Raw genomic sequence first — 19,045 nt, forward strand, 5'->3', positions numbered from 1 at the left:
GTTCAGTGATGGCCAATATCGAGATCTACACCAAAGCGACCTGCCCGTTCTGTCACCGTGCGAAAGCGCTGCTGAACAGCAAAGGCGTAACGTTCCTGGAACTGCCGATCGATGGTGACGCGATAAAACGCGAAGAGATGATTCAACGTAGTGGTCGCACGACGGTTCCGCAGATTTTTATTGATGCGCAGCACATTGGCGGCTGTGATGACTTGTATGCGCTCGACGCCCGTGGTGGACTCGATCCCCTGCTGAGCTAAGAGACTTTAGGACAATTTAAAAAGGGTTTTTCCATGTCAGAACAAAACAACACCGAAATGACTTTCCAGATCCAGCGTATCTACACCAAGGATGTCTCTTTCGAAGCGCCAAATGCGCCACATGTTTTCCAGAAAGATTGGCAGCCAGAGGTTAAACTTGATCTGGATACCGCATCAACCCAGCTGGCTGATGACGTGTATGAAGTCGTACTGCGTGTGACCGTGACCGCCTCTCTGGGCGAAGAAACTGCATTCCTGTGTGAAGTACAGCAGGGCGGTATCTTCTCCATCGGTGGTATTGAAGGCAACCAGATGGCGCATTGCCTGGGTGCATACTGCCCGAACATCCTGTTCCCGTATGCGCGTGAATGCATCACCAGCCTGGTTTCTCGCGGTACATTCCCGCAACTGAACCTTGCGCCAGTTAACTTTGATGCGCTGTTCATGAACTATCTGCAGCAGCAGGCTGGCGAAGGTGCTGAACAACATCAGGATGCCTGATGAGCACTGTTAATGCGTCAATGACTGTGATCGGTGCCGGCTCTTACGGCACCGCTCTTGCCATCACGCTGGCAAGAAATGGTCACGAGGTGGTCCTGTGGGGCCACGACCCAAAACATATCGCAACGCTGCAGCACGACCGCTGCAACGTGGCGTTCCTTCCTGACGTTCCGTTCCCTGACTCCCTGCACCTGGAAAGCGACCTTGCGACCGCGCTGGCAGCCAGCCGCAATATTTTGATTGTGGTGCCGAGCCATGTGTTTGGCGACGTGCTACAGCAGATTAAGCCGCTGATGCGCCCGGATGCACGCATTGTGTGGGCAACGAAGGGGCTGGAAGCCGAAACCGGTCGTCTGTTGCAGGACGTTGCCCGCGAAGTGCTGGGTACCGAGATCCCGCTGGCGGTTATCTCCGGCCCAACGTTTGCCAAAGAGCTGGCCGCAGGCCTGCCGACAGCGATTTCGCTGGCATCCACCGACCAGGCCTTCTCCGACGATCTCCAGCAGCTGCTGCACTGCGGCAAGAGCTTCCGCGTGTACAGCAACCCCGATTTTATCGGCGTGCAGCTGGGCGGTGCGGTGAAGAACGTCATCGCCATTGGCGCCGGGATGTCCGACGGCATTGGCTTTGGTGCCAATGCACGTACTGCGCTGATTACCCGTGGGTTAACCGAGATGTCCCGTCTCGGGGCGGCACTGGGTGCCGATCCGGCCACCTTTATGGGGATGGCGGGTTTAGGCGATCTGGTGCTGACCTGTACCGACAACCAGTCGCGTAACCGCCGCTTTGGCATGATGCTCGGTCAGGGCATGGATGTAAAAGGCGCGCAGGAGAAGATTGGTCAGGTGGTTGAAGGCTACCGCAATACCAAAGAAGTCCGCGAATTGGCGCACCGTTTTGGTGTCGAAATGCCAATAACCGAGGAAATTTATCAGGTATTGTATTGCGGAAAAAATGCGCGCGAGGCAGCATTGACCTTATTAGGCCGTGCGCGCAAGGACGAGCGCAGCAGTAACTAGTCGGAACCATTGTCACCTGAATGACCCAGCCAGCGCAGAACTGGCTGGTCATTATACTATCGTCTGGAGTAAGCAATGCCGTGTGAAGAACTGGATATCGTCTGGAATAATATTAAAGCCGAAGCCCGGGCGTTGGCCGACTGTGAGCCGATGCTGGCCAGTTTCTACCATGCAACGTTACTCAAGCACGAAAACCTCGGTAGTGCCCTGAGCTATATGCTCGCCAACAAGCTGGCGTCCTCAATCATGCCCGCCATCGCCATTCGTGAAGTGGTGGAAGAGGCCTACGCCGCAGACCCGGAAATGATCGCCTCTGCCGCCTGTGATATTCAGGCCGTGCGCACGCGTGATCCGGCGGTCGATAAATATTCTACGCCGCTGCTGTACCTGAAGGGTTTCCATGCCTTACAGGCGTACCGCATCGGCCACTGGTTATGGAAGGAAGGCCGCCGCGCGCTGGCAATTTTTCTGCAAAACCAGGTTTCTGTGACCTTCCAGGTTGATATTCACCCGGCGGCCAAAATTGGCCGGGGGATCATGCTCGACCATGCCACCGGGATTGTTGTCGGTGAGACGGCGGTCATTGAAGATGACGTGTCGATCCTGCAGTCGGTTACCCTGGGCGGTACCGGCAAAACCAGCGGCGATCGCCATCCGAAAATTCGTGAAGGGGTGATGATTGGCGCGGGTGCCAAAATCCTCGGCAATATCGAAGTGGGCCGCGGCGCGAAAATCGGCGCGGGCTCTGTGGTGCTGCAGCCCGTGCCGCCGCACACCACCGCCGCTGGCGTACCGGCGCGCATCGTCGGTAAGCCAGACAGTGATAAACCATCGATGGACATGGATCAGCACTTCAACGGCATTCACCATACGTTTGAGTATGGTGACGGCATTTAACTTCTGAGAATGGCGCCCGGATACCCCAGCTGGCGCCAGGCTTCATACACCACCACGGACACCGCGTTCGACAGGTTCATGCTGCGGCTGTCCGGCATCATCGGAATACGGATTTTCTGCTCAGCGGGCAGGGCGTCCAGAATCGTGGCCGGCAGGCCGCGGGTTTCCGGACCAAACATCAGATAGTCGCCTGCCTGGTAGCTCACGGCGCTGTGCGCGGGCGTGCCTTTGGTCGTCAGGGCAAACATGCGCTCTGGCTTTTCGCTTTCCAGAAACGCGGCGTAATCATGATGGCGAACCACCGCGGTAAATTCATGATAATCCAGCCCCGCACGACGCAGGCGTTTGTCATCCCACGTAAAGCCCATCGGCTCGATAATATGCAGGCGAAACCCGGTGTTGGCGCACAGGCGGATAATGTTGCCGGTATTAGGCGGAATTTCTGGTTCGAATAAAACGATGTTAAGCATGCTGCCCCCTTAATTGCGGGGGCAGCATAGCAGAAATGACGGGCACTACGCGACGCCGGGTTCCTGTGGGCGGCAGCGCAGCATTTTATAGACGGTGGCACCCGCAGCCACCAGCGCGGGCAGGCTGAGGATCATCAATATACTGTCTGCCTGCCACTGCATGGAGAGAAGCTGCGCGCTGGTCATGGTACCCGCCACGCCACCAAAACGGCCAATTCCCTGCATCCACGCGATACCCGTCGCGCGGCATTCTGTTGGGTAGAAGATGGCGGCCAAAGTTTGCATCCCTGATTGCGCGCCGTTCATGGCGATCCCCATCAGGAAAATCAATCCGCCAAACAGGGCGATGTGATTATGCTCCATGCCGAGCAGCAGGATGAGCGCCATGGTCAGGATAAATCCGCCTGCCACCACCCTGTGCGCCTCCCAGCGGTCCATCATCCACCCGGCGAGAAGAATGCCTGCGGTACCGCCGAAGGTGAACAGCGAGGTGAGCCAGGCAGATTCCGCCAGCGGATAACCCATCCCCAGCATCAGCGTCGGCATCCAGCTCAGCAGGACGTAATAAATCACCAGCCCCATAAAGTAGGTCACCCACAGCATCAGGGTGCCGGGCAGCCAGGGCATAGAAAACAGCTGTGCCACGCTCCCTTTCTTAGACGCGACCCGCTCCTCCGCCAGGAAAAAGCCGGTCACGCCATCCAGCGTGTCGCGGGCGAAGCGGCTGGCGATACGGCGGATCTGCATCATGTCTCTTCCACGCTGTACCAGAAACTTCACCGACTCCGGCAAAAACAGCGCCAGCAGCAGCGTCAGGATCAGCGGGGCAATTGCGCCGGTCAGCAGTACGCTTCGCCAGCCGTGGTGAGGAATCAGCCAGGAGGAGATTGCCCCACCGCCCGCCGCGCCCAGAGGAAAACCGCAGTACATGGTATTGATCGCCATGGCGCGACAGCGCTTAGGGGCAAACTCTGAGATCAGCGTGATGGAGTTAGGCATTGCCGCACCCAAACCCAGGCCGGTGAGAAATCGCCACAGCGTCAGGGTGTTCAGGGTTTGCGCCCAGGCGGCGCCCAGGCTTGCAAGACCAAAGAATAAACACGAAAAGACCAGTACGCGCTTGCGGCCCATCCGGTCCGATACCGGACCTGCGATCAGCGCACCCAGCGACAGTCCCAGCAGCGCGGCACTCAGTACCGGCCCCAGATCCTGTTTGTGGATCCCCCATTCTGCCGAGAGCGTCGGGGCAATGTAGCCCATTGCCGCTGTATCGAAACCATCGATTGCCAGCACCAGAAAGCCCAGCACAATGAGTAGCCAGTGAAACCATGAAAAGGAACTGTCGTCGATTACCTGCTGAATATCCACCTTACCTGAATAGGCCATACGCTCCTCTCTGATGTGATGTTGTTTTTGTGTTCTTGTATTTGCTTGTCTATACAATTGCGTGTGGCGGGGGATGTCAAATATTCTTATCTAATATGTTATCTAGATGTTATTTACGACACAAAAACGCGCCCGATGGAGGAGATCGGACGCGTGAGTAAGGTAGGTTAAGGGGAGGGGGTCAGGCCGCGTCTCCGTGGGTAAGCGGTGCCAGTGCCGCAGGGATCTTGCTCAGCTCCTGCACCAGAGAATCCTTGCTGATCTCGCCGATTGTTTTCGCCCCGGTGAGAGTCATTGCAACCTTCATCTCTTTCTCAATCAGGTTGAGCAGGTTTGCTACCCCTGCCTGGCCGCTGGTGGCCAGCGCGTAAAGATAAGCGCGTCCCAGAAGTACGCTGTCGGCGCCGAGCGCAATCATACGCACCACGTCCAGCCCGTTACGAATACCGCTATCGGCGAGGATAGCGATGTCGCCTTTAACCGCATCGGCAATCGCCGGAAGGGCGCGTGCGGATGAGAGCACGCCATCAAGCTGACGTCCGCCGTGGTTCGAGACCACTATCCCGTCTGCGCCAAAACGCACCGCGTCGCGGGCGTCGTCCGGGTCGAGGATCCCTTTGATCACCATTGGGCCGTCCCAGAATTCGCGGATCCACTCCAGGTCTTTCCAGGAGATGGACGGATCGAAATTGTTCGCCAGCCAGCCGATATAATCTTCCAGCCCGGTAGGCTTACCGAGATAGGCCGAGATGTTCCCCAGATCGTGTGGACGGCCATTCAGGCCCACGTCCCACGCCCACTGCGGATGTGTTACCGCCTGCCAGTAACGACGCATAGCAGCATTCGGGCCGCTCATGCCGGAGTGGGCATCACGGTAGCGCGCGCCGGGGGTGGGCATATCAACGGTAAAGACCAGCGTGGAACAGCCCGCCGCTTTGGCGCGCTCCAGCGCGTTACGCATAAAGCCGCGATCGCGCAGAACGTACAGCTGGAACCACATCGGGCGTTTGATGGTCGGGGCCACCTCTTCAATCGGGCAGACAGACACGGTGGAGAGGGTAAACGGGATGCCTTTGGCATCCGCCGCCGCAGCGGCCTGCACTTCACCGCGACGGGCGTACATGCCGCACAGCCCGACCGGGGCAAGCGCTACCGGCATGGAGAGCGTTTCGTTAAACAGTTTCGTCTCAAGGCTCAGATCCGACATATTCTTCAGCACGCGCTGACGCAGAGCCACCTCCGACAGATCTTCCACGTTACGGCGCAGGGTATATTCGGCATAGGCCCCGCCGTCGATATAGTGGAACAGGAACGGCGGCAAAATACGCTGCGCCGCGGCGCGGTAGTCACTGGCTGCTGAAATAATCATGCTTTGTTCTCCCTGGATATATCACTGTCGCCAGGCAGACGGGTAATACGCGCCTGTCGGGCCTGATCTTCATCAAATCGTTTAATGGTGGTGTGGACGAAGCCCAGATGCGCCATCATCGCCTTGCGTGCGGCCTCGGCATCACCGGCCAGAATGGCGTTGAGCACCGCCTCGTGCTGTTCGGTCAGTTGAGCAAAGACCGGCGGGACCAGATACATGCGCTGGCGGCTCTGCTTCACGGAGGATTGCAGCAGGTCGAAAAAACCGCGCATGGTCTGGAGCAGCACCACGTTGTGTGATGCCTCGGCAATCGCCAGGTGAAAGCGGACATCCGCCTGCGAAGCGATATCCGGGTCGCTGCTTTGCGTGGCGTCGAAGCAGGCCCTGAGCTTCTCTTTGTCGGCTTCGGTTGCCCGCATGGCCGCATGCCAGGCGGTACTGGTTTCGATGGCGTGACGGGCTTCGAGGATGTCGAAGCTGTAGTCCGGGTCATTCTCCATCAGTGTTTTGAGCGGCTGGACGATGTTTTGCTCGGACCAGTCGTCATGTTGCCAGCGCACAAAGGTGCCGCCGCCGCGACGGCTTACAAGTACCCCTTCGCTGACCAGCGTCGCCAGCGCTTCACGCAGGGAATTGCGTGACACGCCAAGCTGGGCGGCGAGTTGACGTTCGGCGGGCAATTTCATGCCCGCTTCCAGCTGTTGTTCTTCAATCAGCGCCCGCACGCGAGAGGCAATCTCGTCGGACAGGCGTCTGGGCATGACTATCATGGGATCATCCAGGTTAAGACATAGGCCTGCAGGGTGGTGATCACCCCGACCATGCAGGTGAATATCAGGCTGTGTTTCATGGTAAAACGGAACAGATCCGACTCTTTACCCACCAGCCCTACTGCCGCACAGGCAATGGCGATGGACTGTGGAGAGATCATCTTCCCGGTCACGCCGCCGGTGGTATTCGCGGCCACCAGCAGTACGTCAGAGACGCCAATCTGCTGAGCCGCCGTCGCCTGCAGGGCGGCGAACAGGGCGTTAGACGAGGTATCTGAACCGGTCAGGAACACCCCCAGCCAGCCGAGGAACGGCGAGAAGAAGGTGAAGGCGTGGCCGGTATGGGCCAGCGCCAGTGCCAGCGTTGATGACAGGCCGGAGTAGTTCGAGATAAACGCGAACGCCAGCACCATGCCGATGGAGTAGATCGGCAGCATCAATTCTTTAATGGTCGCCGCAAAGGTCTGTACCGCGGCGGCCGGTTTCATGCGCAGCCACACCACAGAAAGGAGTGCGGCAAACAGGATGGCCGTGCCGGTGGCGGAGAACCAGTCAAACTTAAATACCGCCGCGTACGGCGTGGCGTCGTGCACCACTGGCGGCATACGGGCGACCATCTTGTCGAGGAACGGCACGGAGATGTTAATCACCATGTCGTACAGCGCACCGCCCGGGGCGAACAGGGCCTTAAACGGCGGGATGCTCCACAGCGTTACGGTGGCGGTCAGGAACAGGAACGGTGACCAGGCGCGAACGATCTGCCCGGCGGTATAGCCCGTGCGGGCGAGCGTCTGATCCACGTGCGACGCGCCCATATCGGCAAAGCGGAAGATGCGCACAGGCTGCCAGTGTTTCAGGAACAGCGTCAGACAGACCAGCGACACCAGGGAAGAGATAATGTCCGGCAGCTCCGGGCCAAGGAAGTTGGAGCTGAGATACTGGGCAATCGCGAACGAACCGCCCGCCACCATCACCGCAGGCCAGGTCTCCTTCACGCCGCGCCAGCCGTCCATAATCGCCATGATCCAGAACAGCACGATAATGGTCAGGAACGGCAGCTGGCGGCCAACCATCTGACCAATCTCGAAGCTGTCCAGGCCAGTCACCTGGCCTGCGACCAGAATCGGAATACCCATCGCACCAAACGCCACCGGCGCGGTGTTGACGATCAGGCAAAGACCGGCGGCATAGAGCGGGTTAAAGCCCAGCCCCACCAGCAGCGCGGCGGTGATTGCCACCGGCGCACCAAACCCTGCCGCCCCTTCCAGAAACGCCCCGAAGGAGAAGCCGACAATCAGCATCTGCAGGCGCTGGTCCGGCGTGATGGAGAGAATCGACGAGCGAATGATGTCGAACTGCCCGGTTTTGACTGAGATTTTATAGACGAAGACTGCGGCAATGATGATCCACGCAATCGGCCACAGGCCATAGAAGAAACCGTAGACAACGGATGCCAGCGCGCGATCGATCGGCATTTTGTAGAAGAACAGCGCCACCAGCAGCGCGATGGCGACGGTGTACGTCGCGGCGAGGTAGCCCTTCAGCTTGAGCTTAATCAGCGCAAAGAAGAAGAACAGGATCGGCAGCGATGCGATCAGGCTAGACAGCCAGATATTTCCGGCCGGGTCGTAGTTTTGTTGCCAGAGGCTCATGCAGGTCTCCTGGGGACCAGACAGCCTATGCTGCGGGTGAGTCTCCGCTCATCTCTGCGTCACAGTCTGTGTAAAAGTGGTCCTGCCAATATTGTGTTGTAGGGGTAATGACAATGAATGGTTAATCAACTGTTGCTATTCGGCAATATATTTGTGACGTGAATCATTGAAACTGTGAACGAAGGATAGCTTTAAAACCCATTGGTAGGACCAAATCCACAATGTTCAGGGTTGAGCAGGAACCGGGTCAAAATCGTGTCATTCAGTCAGGCGCGGTGCGTAGCGAAGGGGATAAAGAGAAGCAAGTACCGCAATCATGTTAACTTTAGGAGAGATTTATGTTTTATTCTGGTTTGTGTTGGGTGTCTTGCGTGTTAAGGGTGTGATTTTTTACCTAAAAATAAAAATTTTTTTTAGGTAAAAATGCGGAATATCATGTTTAGCAAAAAATTACATTTAAGGTAAATTTCACATATAGGATTTAACAGCTTATTACAAACGATCATTTGCTGATCAATGATAAAATATCCTTTATAAGCGCACCTGACCAGTATAAAAACGATGTTTTTCGGACGATGCTAATAATTTCTTCTAATAATATTCTTAAAAAAATTGATCAAACAATGATCAGTTGTGTAAGTAAAATAATTTAGCTTCGGTATTAGGAGGTAGTTAATAATTCTCAGGGCTATGGAAATGCGTTAAATATGTTATCTGGCTGTTAAATATGAAATGTGAAACAGGCCTGCTGAGCGCTTTTAAGTGCGTAGACGTTAAAAGACATTTGATTTACTATTTATTGAGATACAACGTTACAGAAGATGCTAAATTAAATTTTAACTACACACTAATCATTGTTATTTGCGGCCTGACGAGTTTTCCAAAACTGTAGGATATAGCGAAAGGGTTTGCAGAAAATATACGGATTGTCACTCTGGGATGGACCCTGATTTATTCTTTGAGGTCGCGTCACCAATTCTGTTAGTACCCTTTGGGTGACGGTTTTAAAATCCTTATAGAAATTATTGTACCTGGTACAACAAATCAATATCTGTTTAATTTACAGAGGGGAAAGTGTTCCTAATGAAAATCAAAAATGTGGCGCTGGCATTTGCCACGGCGGGGTTTCTGTTATCTTCTCAGGCGGTGCTGGCAAGCAGTAATTCAGGCGTTAATACTAGCCTGAATACAGACGCAGGTACACAGAGCACAGGCGGTACAATCAACTTCACCGGCAAGATTACCCTTATTTCCTGTAACATTACTACGGCATCAAAAACCAAAACGGTAGATCTTGGGGCGTGGGCGAAAAGCTACTTCGATGAACACGTTGAAACAACGCCGCGTGAGTTCAAAATCAACGTCGAAAAATGCCCGGAAACGGTTAAATCTGTGGCGGTGCTGTTTGACGGTAATAAAGATGCGGTTGATGACTCGCTGTTGCAGGTTACGCCAGGCACGGGTATGGCGACGGGCGTCGGGGTGAAGCTTTATAACAGCGATCGCAGCACGGTTATTAAGCCGGGTACGGTTTCAAAAACCACCGCACCAGATGCTCAAGGCAATGCAGAATTAACGTTCTTTGCCGCACTGGACAAAGATGGAACGGAAATCAAAGCGGGTGATGTCAACGCTGTGTCCAATTTCCTGATGGTTTATAACTGATTATTTTTAGCCACCTCCAGAGATAATAGAGATGAAACGTTTGTCGTATATTATGCTCACTGCATTAATGGTTAGCTCTGCGTCAGTTTCCGCAGGCGTAGTAATGGGGGGAACACGGATCGTATACCCGCAAAACAGTAAGGAGGTGGCATTTTCTGTATCTAATATGGAAAGTGCAGTTCCCTATCTGATTCAGTCGTGGGTTGAGAATGACGCTGAAGGGAAAAACCGCGCCGCGCCATTTATCGTCACGCCGCCACTATTCAGGCTTGATCCGGATCAGACCAATACGCTTCGTATTCAATATACCGGCGCGCCGCTGCCCGCAGATCGTGAATCCGTATTTTGGCTCGATATTAAGGCCATTGCGCCAAAGCCAAAAGAGAGCAGCAACGAATTACAAATTAACATTAAATCGAAATTTAAAATTTTCTACCGCCCTGAAAACCTGAAAGGCGATGCTGCAACCGCCTGGCAAAAGGTGAGGTTCTCAACGACGCAGAAAGGGCTTGAGGCCACCAACCCGACGCCGTATTACGTCTCTTTTTATCGCCTCAGCGTCTCGGGGCACAGCATTGAGCAACCGGGCATGATCGGCCCAGGCGAAACCCGCGAATGGCCTGTGGCAGCCTCCGGCAGCGTTACCTGGTCGGCTATTATTGATTTTGGCGCTATTACCGCGACCCGGTCGCAGCCTCTTTAAACCATGCCTTCTCGCCTGTTTCATTATGCGCCACTTTCGGTGCTGCTGCTCAGCATAAGCCGCACAGGATGGGCCGAGGATTATTTTGATCCCGCCGCGCTGGAGCTTTCTTCTGCCGAACAGAAAACGGCGGATCTGCACTATTTCTCCGAAAAGGGCGGGCAGATGCCCGGCACGTGGCTCGTAACGATTGAGGTTAACGGACGCGAGGAACGGCATCAGGAGATTACCTTCGTCAATGAGAAAGGCAGCCTGCAGCCCGTGTTTAGCGTACCGCTGCTGGAGACGCTCGGGGTGAATGTGGGGGCGATCCCGGCGCTTTCCCGGTTGCAGGAGGGAGAGACCTTCACGCATATCGCCGATTTTATCCCGGCGGCGCGGACCTCCTATGATTTTAACCAGCAGCGCCTGTTTCTCAGCCTGCCGCAGGCGGCGATGACGCACCGCAGCCGTGGCTATGTGCCCCCCTCGCAGTGGGATGATGGTATTCCGGCGGCATTTGTTGATTACAGCCTCACGGGGGGGCAGGCTCATCATCAAAACGGCGACACGACGTCAAGCTACCTTAGCCTGCGTAACGGCGTAAACCTGGGACCGTGGCGGCTGCGTAATACGTCGGCCTGGAGTTACAGCAACGCGGGCGGCAATCGTTTTCAGTCACAAAGCAGCTGGCTGAGCAGGGATATTCGCAGCCTGAACAGCCAACTGCGGATCGGCGATGCCTGGACTGCCGGCGACCTGTTCGATAGCGTGGCGTTTCGCGGGGTTCAGCTCTCATCCAGCGAGAGTATGTTACCCGACAGCCAGCGCGGCTTCGCGCCGACAATTCGCGGCGTCGCGCACAGCTATGCCAGGGTTTCTGTTTCGCAAAATGGCTATGTCATTTATGAAACCTGGGTTGCCGCCGGGCCGTTTGTTATTAACGATCTGTTCCCCGGCGCGCAAAGCGGCGATTTGCAAGTGACCATCACGGAAAGCGACGGCTCGAAACGCGTATTTACCCAGCCTTATTCTGCGGTACCGTTTATGCGGCGCCAGGGCAGCCTGAAATACAGCCTCAACGCCGGACGCTTTCACTCCGGCTCCAGCGATGCCCGGTCGCCGGACTTTGTTGAAGGCGCTTTTTTCTACGGCTTGTTCTCCAGTATGACGGTATACGGCGGCTTTCGTACCGCGAATAACTACCAGGCCGGCGCCATTGGCGTGGGCAGAGGGTTTGGCGCGTTCGGCTCGCTGGGCGTTGACGATACGCTGGCAAAAAGCCGTTTATCTGACGGCAAAAGCGTAATAGGGCAGGCGTGGCGCGTTCAGTATCAGAAGGATTTTAATACCACCGGCACCGCCTTCAATCTGGCGAGCTATCGTTATGCTTCGCGCAATTTTTATGAGTTTAGCGAGCTGAATCAGTCTGACAGCCAGCAGTTACGGCTCAATAACCGCCGTAGCCGCTCGCAAATAACCTTCTCACAGACGCTGGGGCAGTTCGGCAGTCTTAGCGTTTCGGCGTGGATGCAGGATTACTGGCACACCTCCGGGCAGGATAAAACCATACACCTTGGCTGGTACACCAGCTGGCGGGGCATTTCATGGGGAGCGGGGTATGACTATACCGACTCAGCACGTGAGCAACATCCCGATCGCACCGTGTCGTTTAATATCAATATTCCGCTCGGTAACTGGCTACCGGACAGCTCGGTGAGTTACTTCATCAATAAAAATAACCGTGGGATGTCCACGCAGCAGGTGTCACTCAACGGCAGCGCGCTGGCGAACCGCAACCTCAACTATAGCGTTCAGCAGAGTAAAGCCAGCGAGGGACAAGCCGACAGCACCAGTCTGGCGCTGCAATATAACGGCGGCTACGGCAACGTAAGCCTCGGTTATGATCGCAGCCGAAACGGCGATAATGCCAGTCTCGGCCTCGCCGGGGGCGTTATCGCCACGCAGTATGGCGTCACGCTCAGCCAGCCGCTGGGCGATAGCGTCGCCCTGCTGCGCGTGCCTGGCGCGGCGAACGTTGAGCCGGAGGGCTACAGCGGCATCCATACCGACAGTCGCGGCTACGCGGTTATGCCCGCGCTTTCGGCCTATCGTAAGAATACCGTCAATCTTGATACGGCGACGCTTGGCGAAAACGTCGACGTTGAGCAGAGCGGTCTGACGCTCGTTCCCACCAGCGGCGCGGTGGTGCTTGCTAATTACGCAACGCACATTGGCTATCGCGTGCTGTTCTCCCTGCGATACCACGGCGAGCCATTGCCATTTGGCGCCCAGGCCGAGGTGGTGGAGCAAAAACGTCGTTCAGCCAACCGAAGCATGGTGGCTGACGGCGGTCAGGCTTACCTGAGCGGAGTACCGGAGCGCGGCACGCTGCGCGTAACCTGGTATGAAGACGGAGAGCCGCGTCAGTGCCAGACGCCGTTCAAACTGGGGGCGGTTCATATGGCTCCCGGCATCGCTACTCTGTCTCTTGAGTGCCACTAGAGGAATATTATGCGTCACTTTATTCAATGGGTTTTCTACCTCAGTCTACTTTCTCTTTTTGGCATGCTGAGTTTTCATGCGCACGCTCAGGCCTCGCCCTGCCACACCACGCGCAATCAGTGGGTTGTCCAGGTACCCTACGCCATTGGATATGCTCCTGGCACAGCGGACTGGACGCCGGTTTCCGCGCCGATACAGTCTACCGGGGCGGATTTTTACAGCTGCGATGGCGGAAATGACGCCTGGCGAAGTATCGGATTTGTCGAGATGGATAATCCCGTCGGCACCGTGGTGGGGGAAGACGGTGCGTCGCGGCACGTCTACAAAACCCAGATTGAAGGCATCGGCTACGCGCTCGGGTTCCGCGAGCAGCAGTACTGTGGTGCGGATGCCGTGCGGTATATTGACGGCACCAGCCCGGTGGACGGCAACGAGTCACGCCGTATCTGCGACGCCTCACAGAATCCTGCTTTTGCCAGCGCCTCAACCTATAAGATGCAGTTCTGGGTGGTGTTTTACAAAATACCGACGTCCAGCGCCATGCCTGATGATAACGCCAACTCCCAGGAGCAAAACGTCGGATCGCTGATATTACAGGCGGGAGAAAACAAAGCCAGCGCGACCAGCGTCGCGACACCGGTGCAGATCCGTCTCGCCAGCTTCACGGTCAGGCATACCAGCTGTTCCGTTGGTTCCCGCAGCATTCTGGTGCCGATGGGAACCGTAAGCCAGCGTGAATTTCACGGCACAGGCTCCCGCGCCGGTGGCGGACGCTTCAGCATTCCGGTGACCTGTGAAAATAACACGACGGTGAAGATGGGCTTTTTCGGCGATACCACGCCGGGCAACGATCGGGCGCTGGCGTTAACGAAGCAGCAGGATAGCGCCAGCGGCGTCGGGATCGAACTGCTTTATGGCGACAATACCGGCTCGGTTCAGGGGCAGGTGGTGCCGTGGAATACCCCGCAGGTGTCGGCGCTTGGGCAGGTGGGAGATAACCAGACGCAGACCTTCTGGTTTGATGCGCATTATATTCAGACAGAAGAGAACGTGACGGCGGGAAAAGCGGATGCGATGGCCACGTTTAACCTGATTTACAACTGAGTGTTCCCCTGCCGCTGCGGCAGGGGAGACCGATCAGAACGCCGTCTTACAAAAACCCGTCATCTCTTTCAGACCCATCTCGCGGCCAAGCTCGGTCATCGGGTGGACCACCACCAGACCCCGTACGCTTTTCTTCAGCTTGCCCATATCGGCCTGCTCTTTTTTGGTAATGGCGCGGCGGTGCGGCATATTCATCAGCTTCTGCGCTTCTTTACTCAGCTTCTGGCTTTTCACTTCGCGCAGGCGCTCGATCTCCGCTTCCAGCTTCGCGGTCTCTTTCTCCAGCTCGGCGTACTTCTCGGCGGAGTCTACCAGCGAGAGACCGGCCATCTGATGGCGGATCAGATCCAGGCGGTCGCTCAGGCGTTTAATTTCGTTCTTTTCGACTTCTTTCATGACAAATAACTCTGAAAACGGGGAATTTAGAGGGAAGGATACACCAATGTGAGCAGGCTTACTTCTGAAACGCTTTTTTTAAGCTGATTCGGGAAATCAGCTCAGTCAGGGAAAGAACCATCGTGGAACGGACAACCTGTTGATAACGCAGCTTTTGCATGGCGTACAGTTCCGGGTCGCTGTTATCAAAATGGGGGGCAGGGGGGAGCGCGGTAACGCAATGTAGCTCGCCGAAGGGGCCAAGGATCTCGTCATCGGTAAAGGTGTACTCATTACCGTCATGATTGAGCTCTTCGCGCAGCGCCATCAACAGCTCCGCATCTTCATACTCTTGCCGGTTCAGCACGCCAAGACCATAAATCAGCTTCAGACGCACGGATAAATCGCCCAGCGGTCCGTCGCCGTCCAGTAACGGTTCTACAGCATATTTTACCGCGTAGTCGTCTTTGCGAAACACCTGAAGTACCAGGATATTCACCGCCTCGGTTAACAACTCGACGGCGGTAATCAGGAAACTTCGTACGGTTTTGCCAGCATTCAGACGCTCAAGCACACGATTTTCAAAGGCCTGGGTTTGTTCCATTATTGCCTGCATATCTGACAATCTGTAATCAGGGCGGCAGGATCACCTGCGCCTCACTGTGCATCATTTGGTTGCGTTATATGCGTTAACCGCCTCCGCAACCACGTCGCTGTTGGCGTCCAGACCGGAAATCTGCGCCAGCGCAGCCTGTGCGCCCTGGTCATCAATCAGCTGAGCCAGCTCCTGCGCCTGCGGATCCTGCTCGCTGCGGTAGTGCATCGCGGCGGCAATCCCTTTCACCAGGTTGGCGTGCGGCAGGCCGTATTCCAGCGTACCCAGCAGCGGCTTGATCAGGCGATCGCCCGCGCTCAGCTTACGCAATGGCTGGCGGCCCACGCGCTCAACGTCATCTTTCAGATACGGGTTTTCAAAACGACCGAGGATTTTCTGGATGTATGCTGCGTGTTTATCAGCATCAAAACCGTAGCGTTTGATCAGCACCGCGCCGCTCTCTTCCATTGCCCCTTTTACCACCGCGCGGATCTTCTCGTCGAGGATCGCATCACGAATAGTCTGATGACCGGCCAATTTTCCGAGGTACGCGGTTATAGCATGACCCGTGTTCAGCGTGAAGAGTTTACGTTCCACAAATGCCATCAGGTTATCAGTTAATTCCATACCTGGAATGGTCGGCAGCGCGCCTTTAAACTGGGTTTTGTCCACGATCCACTCGCTGAAGGTTTCTACCGTCACTTCCAGCGGGTCGTTAGTTGCAGATTCTGACGGCGGAACGATACGGTCAACGGCAGAATCCACGAAGCCAACGTGCGCTTCAACCCAGGCTTTGTCTTCGTCCGCAACGGCGGCCAGAACGTGGCCTTTCAGCTGCGTGGTGCCACGCACCATATTTTCACAGGCAATGATGTTCAGCGGGGTATCGATGCCCTGCGCTTTACGTTTTGCCAGGCCTTTTGCGACCGCAGGCGCGATGCGCTCAAGTACCACCGGGCCCACCGCGGTGGTCACCAGGTCAACGCTGGCGATGAGGTCGATAACATCGTCGCCAATACTGCTTACCGCGTTGACGCCAGAGACCGTTTCAACCTGCTCGTTTTCTCCCACCACGTGTACCTGGTAGCTATGACGGGCATTCAGGGCATCCAGAACGACCTGATTCACATCGGCGAATGTCAGCGTAATGCCCGCGTCTGCCAGCAGTTTGCCGATAAAGCCACGACCGATATTACCTGCGCCAAAATGTAATGCTTTCATAGTGTTAACCTTTATCAATGTTTTTACCCGAGAGGGCTGGGGTGAGGAACGTTTACCCCTCACCCTAGCCCTCTCCCCTAAGGGGAGAGGGAAGATACGCTGTTATTTGTTGAGGAGTGCCAGCACTTCTTCAACGCTTTCAGTCTGTGCCAGACGCTCGATGACGGACTCATCATCCAGCGCGTTGGTCAGGCTGGTAATCACCTGGATGTGCTCGTTATTGCGAGCGGCGATACCAATCACCAGGCGGGCAATGTCGTCTTCTTCTTCACCGAAGCGCACGCCATCAGGATACTGGCAGAACACCACGCCGGTTTTGAGCACGCGGTCTTTCGCTTCCACCGTACCGTGCGGTACCGCGATGGATTCGCCCAGGTAGGTTGGCGTCAGTTTTTCGCGTTCCAGCATCGCGTCGACATATTCAGGCTGAACGTAGCCGCCTTTCACCAGCTGCTCACCGGCAAAGCGAATTGCCTCTTCTTTGGTGCTCGCGGTACGGCCGAGGAAGATGTTCTCCGCGCCCAGCTTAAACAGGTGAGCATTGCTCTCGTCAAAGCTATCCTGCAGGCTGGTCCGCACTTTCACTTCGTTGTCTTCGTGACGCTGTGCGGCCACCAGACGTTCAGTCAGGCTGGTGTACAGGCCGCTGTCGAGGAAGTTGGTCAGCGAAATATGCTGTGCCTGCGGTACCTGGCGCATGGCGCGTTCGGTCAGGTCACGGTGCGTAATCACCAGGTCAACATCCGGTGGCAGGCTGTTAATGGCGCTGTTGGTCACTGAGATATTGGTCAGGCCTGCATCCTGCACTTTCTTACGCAGCACGCCGGCACCCATTGCGCTGGAACCCATACCGGCATCACAGGCAACGATGATTTTACGCACGTGGCTCAGGTCGTTAGAAACATCACCCGCTGACAGCGGCGTTGCGCCTTTGGACTCGGCTTTCATGTCGTGCATACGACGGGTGGCCGCTTCGATATCGTCATCTTCTTTCACTTTGCTGGTTTTCAGCAGGATAGAAGCGACCACGAAGGAGACCGCCATTGCCGCACAGATAGCCGCGATGTTAGCAAAATAGGCACCTTTCGGCGTCATCGCCAGTACCGCCAGGATAGAGCCCGGAGACGCCGGAGAAACCAGACCACCGTTCAGCACGCTCAGAGTGAACACACCGGTCATACCGCCGAGGATAACGGCCAGGATCAGACGTGGGTTCATCAGCACGTACGGGAAGTAAATTTCGTGAATACCGCCCAGGAAGTGAATGATAGCCGCACCGCCAGCAGACTGCTTCGCGCTGCCGCGACCAAAGAACATGTACGCCAGCAGAACGCCCATACCCGGACCCGGGTTCGCTTCAATCAGGAAGAAGATGGACTTGCCGAGGTCATGAGACTGCTGAATACCCAGCGGTGAGAAGATACCGTGGTTGATGGCGTTGTTCAGGAACAGGATTTTCGCCGGTTCAACAAAGATAGACGCCAGCGGCAGCATGTCGTGCGCCACCATGAAGTTAACGCCCGCCGCCAGAATCTTGGACAGGACTTCAACTGCCGGGCCAATGCCGAGGAACGCCAGAATCGCGAGGATCATCCCGATGATGCCCGCAGAGAAGTTGTTCACCAGCATCTCGAAGCCGGATTTGATTTTGCCATCAACCCAAACGTCGAATTTCTTAATCGCCCAGCCACCCAGAGGACCGGCGATCATCGCACCGAGAAACATCGGCATATCCGCACCGACGATAACACCCATGGTTGTGATGGCACCCACTACGCCACCACGGTCACCGCCCACCAGACGACCACCGGTATAACCGATGAGCAGCGGCAGCAGGTAAGTAATCATTGGGCCAACAAGTTTCGCCAGCGTTTCGTTAGGCAACCACCCTGTCGGAATGAATAATGCAGTGATGATACCCCACGCGATAAACGCGCCGATATTTGGCATCACCATATTGCTGAGGAAACGACCAAAGCTTTGAACTTTGATCTTGAAATCGGATGACATAAAACACCCCTTCTTCTGTTTACGCTTAGGCTTGCGGCCCGAGGTTTATTGTTAATGAGGCGGCAGAGGTAGCCGGGCCCTGTTCTGATGCTGTGAAATCTGGCACTGAATCGTTCAACTGTCCAGACAGCGAAAAATTGTGTGATCACAATCACGTAAATGCAGGGGGTGTGGCGGGAAATGAGGTGATCTGAATCACAAAACCACAGTCTAAAAAAAACACAATGGGGAGGAAATCGGCAAAACACCCCTGTTTTTGTGAGATGTATCACATTTAGTTGTCGCGAGTTTGTTTCTGAGTTGTGATTTAATTCACAAAAAATTTTTATACGGATTTCTCCGGCTGTGATCGGCGGCAAATTCTGCCTGACGAATGAGCGTCACGATGGTTCTGGGCAACACGCAAAGCTAAAAAACCACTTTTCATGTGTGGTATGGCGAAAAGCGAAAACGTGGATTACGCTCATAATGTAAGGTTAAGTATATTATTATTCAGGATATATTTTGACACGTTTATAAACTTGCATGGAGATATTATAAAAACCGATACTCCCCGGCTCTGAA

17 protein-coding genes are annotated in these 19,045 nt (G+C 55.4%); 8 read left to right on the forward strand and 9 right to left on the reverse strand.

What is annotated here, in order from left to right; genetic code table 11:
* Window positions 1-8: 8 nt before the first annotated feature.
* From grxC to cysE, 4 genes are all read left to right on the forward strand, one after another.
* The gene (gene grxC, locus ACOTX3_RS04365; RefSeq protein WP_058678534.1) at window positions 9-260 is read left to right on the forward strand and encodes a glutaredoxin 3; all 252 of its coding nucleotides are present in this window, start codon (window positions 9-11) and stop codon (window positions 258-260) included.
* A gap of 33 nt (window positions 261-293) precedes the next feature.
* Window positions 294-761: a protein-export chaperone SecB gene (gene secB / locus ACOTX3_RS04370; protein WP_003860835.1), complete on the forward strand. Its 468-nt coding sequence runs from the start codon at window positions 294-296 to the stop codon at window positions 759-761.
* Window positions 761-1,780 carry an NAD(P)H-dependent glycerol-3-phosphate dehydrogenase gene (gpsA, locus tag ACOTX3_RS04375; RefSeq protein ID WP_013094921.1) on the forward strand — a complete coding sequence of 340 codons (1,020 nt, stop codon included), beginning with the start codon at window positions 761-763 and terminating at the stop codon, window positions 1,778-1,780. Before secB ends, gpsA begins: the two co-directional genes overlap by 1 nt.
* Before the next feature lie 75 nt (window positions 1,781-1,855).
* Window positions 1,856-2,677 (forward strand): serine O-acetyltransferase, encoded by an 822-nt coding sequence (gene cysE, locus ACOTX3_RS04380; RefSeq protein WP_013094922.1) that lies wholly within the window; start codon window positions 1,856-1,858, stop codon window positions 2,675-2,677.
* On the opposite strand, the gene trmL is transcribed toward cysE, so the two are convergent.
* The 5 genes from trmL to lldP all read right to left on the reverse strand — a co-directional run bounded on the left by trmL (window position 2,674) and on the right by lldP (window position 8,324).
* Entirely contained in the window at window positions 2,674-3,147 is a 474-nt protein-coding gene (gene trmL, locus ACOTX3_RS04385; protein WP_013094923.1) for a tRNA (uridine(34)/cytosine(34)/5-carboxymethylaminomethyluridine(34)-2'-O)-methyltransferase TrmL, read from the reverse strand. The two genes, cysE and trmL, sit on opposite strands and share 4 nt — an antisense overlap.
* Before the next feature lie 45 nt (window positions 3,148-3,192).
* Window positions 3,193-4,533: an MFS transporter gene (locus tag ACOTX3_RS04390; RefSeq protein ID WP_127869212.1), complete on the reverse strand. Its 1,341-nt coding sequence runs from the start codon at window positions 4,531-4,533 to the stop codon at window positions 3,193-3,195.
* A gap of 181 nt (window positions 4,534-4,714) precedes the next feature.
* Window positions 4,715-5,902 carry an FMN-dependent L-lactate dehydrogenase LldD gene (gene lldD, locus ACOTX3_RS04395; RefSeq protein ID WP_013094925.1) on the reverse strand — a complete coding sequence of 396 codons (1,188 nt, stop codon included), beginning with the start codon at window positions 5,900-5,902 and terminating at the stop codon, window positions 4,715-4,717.
* Window positions 5,899-6,672 carry a transcriptional regulator LldR gene (gene lldR / locus ACOTX3_RS04400; RefSeq protein WP_020686511.1) on the reverse strand — a complete coding sequence of 258 codons (774 nt, stop codon included), beginning with the start codon at window positions 6,670-6,672 and terminating at the stop codon, window positions 5,899-5,901. Before lldR ends, lldD begins: the two co-directional genes overlap by 4 nt.
* A complete protein-coding gene (gene lldP, locus ACOTX3_RS04405; RefSeq protein WP_058678532.1) occupies window positions 6,669-8,324 on the reverse strand; it encodes an L-lactate permease in 1,656 nt (551 codons plus the stop codon). The genes lldR and lldP overlap by 4 nt, the downstream gene beginning before the upstream one ends.
* A 1,083-nt stretch (window positions 8,325-9,407) precedes the next feature.
* On the opposite strand from lldP, the gene ACOTX3_RS04410 reads away from it, so the two are divergent.
* The 4 genes from ACOTX3_RS04410 to ACOTX3_RS04425 are packed head-to-tail and all read left to right on the forward strand — an operon-like array spanning window position 9,408 to window position 14,280.
* Window positions 9,408-9,989 carry a fimbrial protein gene (locus ACOTX3_RS04410; RefSeq protein WP_029881911.1) on the forward strand — a complete coding sequence of 194 codons (582 nt, stop codon included), beginning with the start codon at window positions 9,408-9,410 and terminating at the stop codon, window positions 9,987-9,989.
* 31 nt (window positions 9,990-10,020) lie between these two features.
* The gene (locus ACOTX3_RS04415) at window positions 10,021-10,692 is read left to right on the forward strand and encodes a fimbrial biogenesis chaperone (RefSeq protein WP_127869211.1); all 672 of its coding nucleotides are present in this window, start codon (window positions 10,021-10,023) and stop codon (window positions 10,690-10,692) included.
* Window positions 10,693-10,695: 3 nt separating this feature from the next.
* Complete coding sequence (locus ACOTX3_RS04420) at window positions 10,696-13,176, forward strand: fimbria/pilus outer membrane usher protein (RefSeq protein WP_058678531.1); 2,481 nt, start codon at window positions 10,696-10,698, stop codon at window positions 13,174-13,176.
* Window positions 13,177-13,185: 9 nt separating this feature from the next.
* On the forward strand, window positions 13,186-14,280 hold the full coding sequence (locus ACOTX3_RS04425) for a fimbrial protein (RefSeq protein WP_058678530.1): 1,095 nt from the start codon (window positions 13,186-13,188) through the stop codon (window positions 14,278-14,280).
* 33 nt (window positions 14,281-14,313) lie between these two features.
* On the opposite strand, the gene ACOTX3_RS04430 is transcribed toward ACOTX3_RS04425, so the two are convergent.
* The 4 genes from ACOTX3_RS04430 to ACOTX3_RS04445 form a co-directional block, all read right to left on the reverse strand.
* Window positions 14,314-14,676 carry a YibL family ribosome-associated protein gene (locus ACOTX3_RS04430; RefSeq protein WP_023621173.1) on the reverse strand — a complete coding sequence of 121 codons (363 nt, stop codon included), beginning with the start codon at window positions 14,674-14,676 and terminating at the stop codon, window positions 14,314-14,316.
* A 58-nt stretch (window positions 14,677-14,734) separates the two neighbouring features.
* Window positions 14,735-15,271, reverse strand: a complete 537-nt coding sequence (gene mtlR, locus ACOTX3_RS04435; protein ID WP_421631600.1) for a mannitol operon repressor MtlR — start codon at window positions 15,269-15,271, stop codon at window positions 14,735-14,737.
* Window positions 15,272-15,322: 51 nt separating this feature from the next.
* On the reverse strand, window positions 15,323-16,471 hold the full coding sequence (gene mtlD, locus ACOTX3_RS04440; protein ID WP_013094932.1) for a mannitol-1-phosphate 5-dehydrogenase: 1,149 nt from the start codon (window positions 16,469-16,471) through the stop codon (window positions 15,323-15,325).
* Between the two features lie 102 nt (window positions 16,472-16,573).
* On the reverse strand, window positions 16,574-18,481 hold the full coding sequence (locus ACOTX3_RS04445; RefSeq protein ID WP_013094933.1) for a PTS mannitol transporter subunit IICBA: 1,908 nt from the start codon (window positions 18,479-18,481) through the stop codon (window positions 16,574-16,576).
* Window positions 18,482-19,045 lie beyond the last annotated feature (564 nt).

This window comes from Enterobacter cloacae complex sp. IR5384, assembly GCF_049237265.1.
Classification (GTDB): domain Bacteria; phylum Pseudomonadota; class Gammaproteobacteria; order Enterobacterales; family Enterobacteriaceae; genus Enterobacter; species Enterobacter cloacae.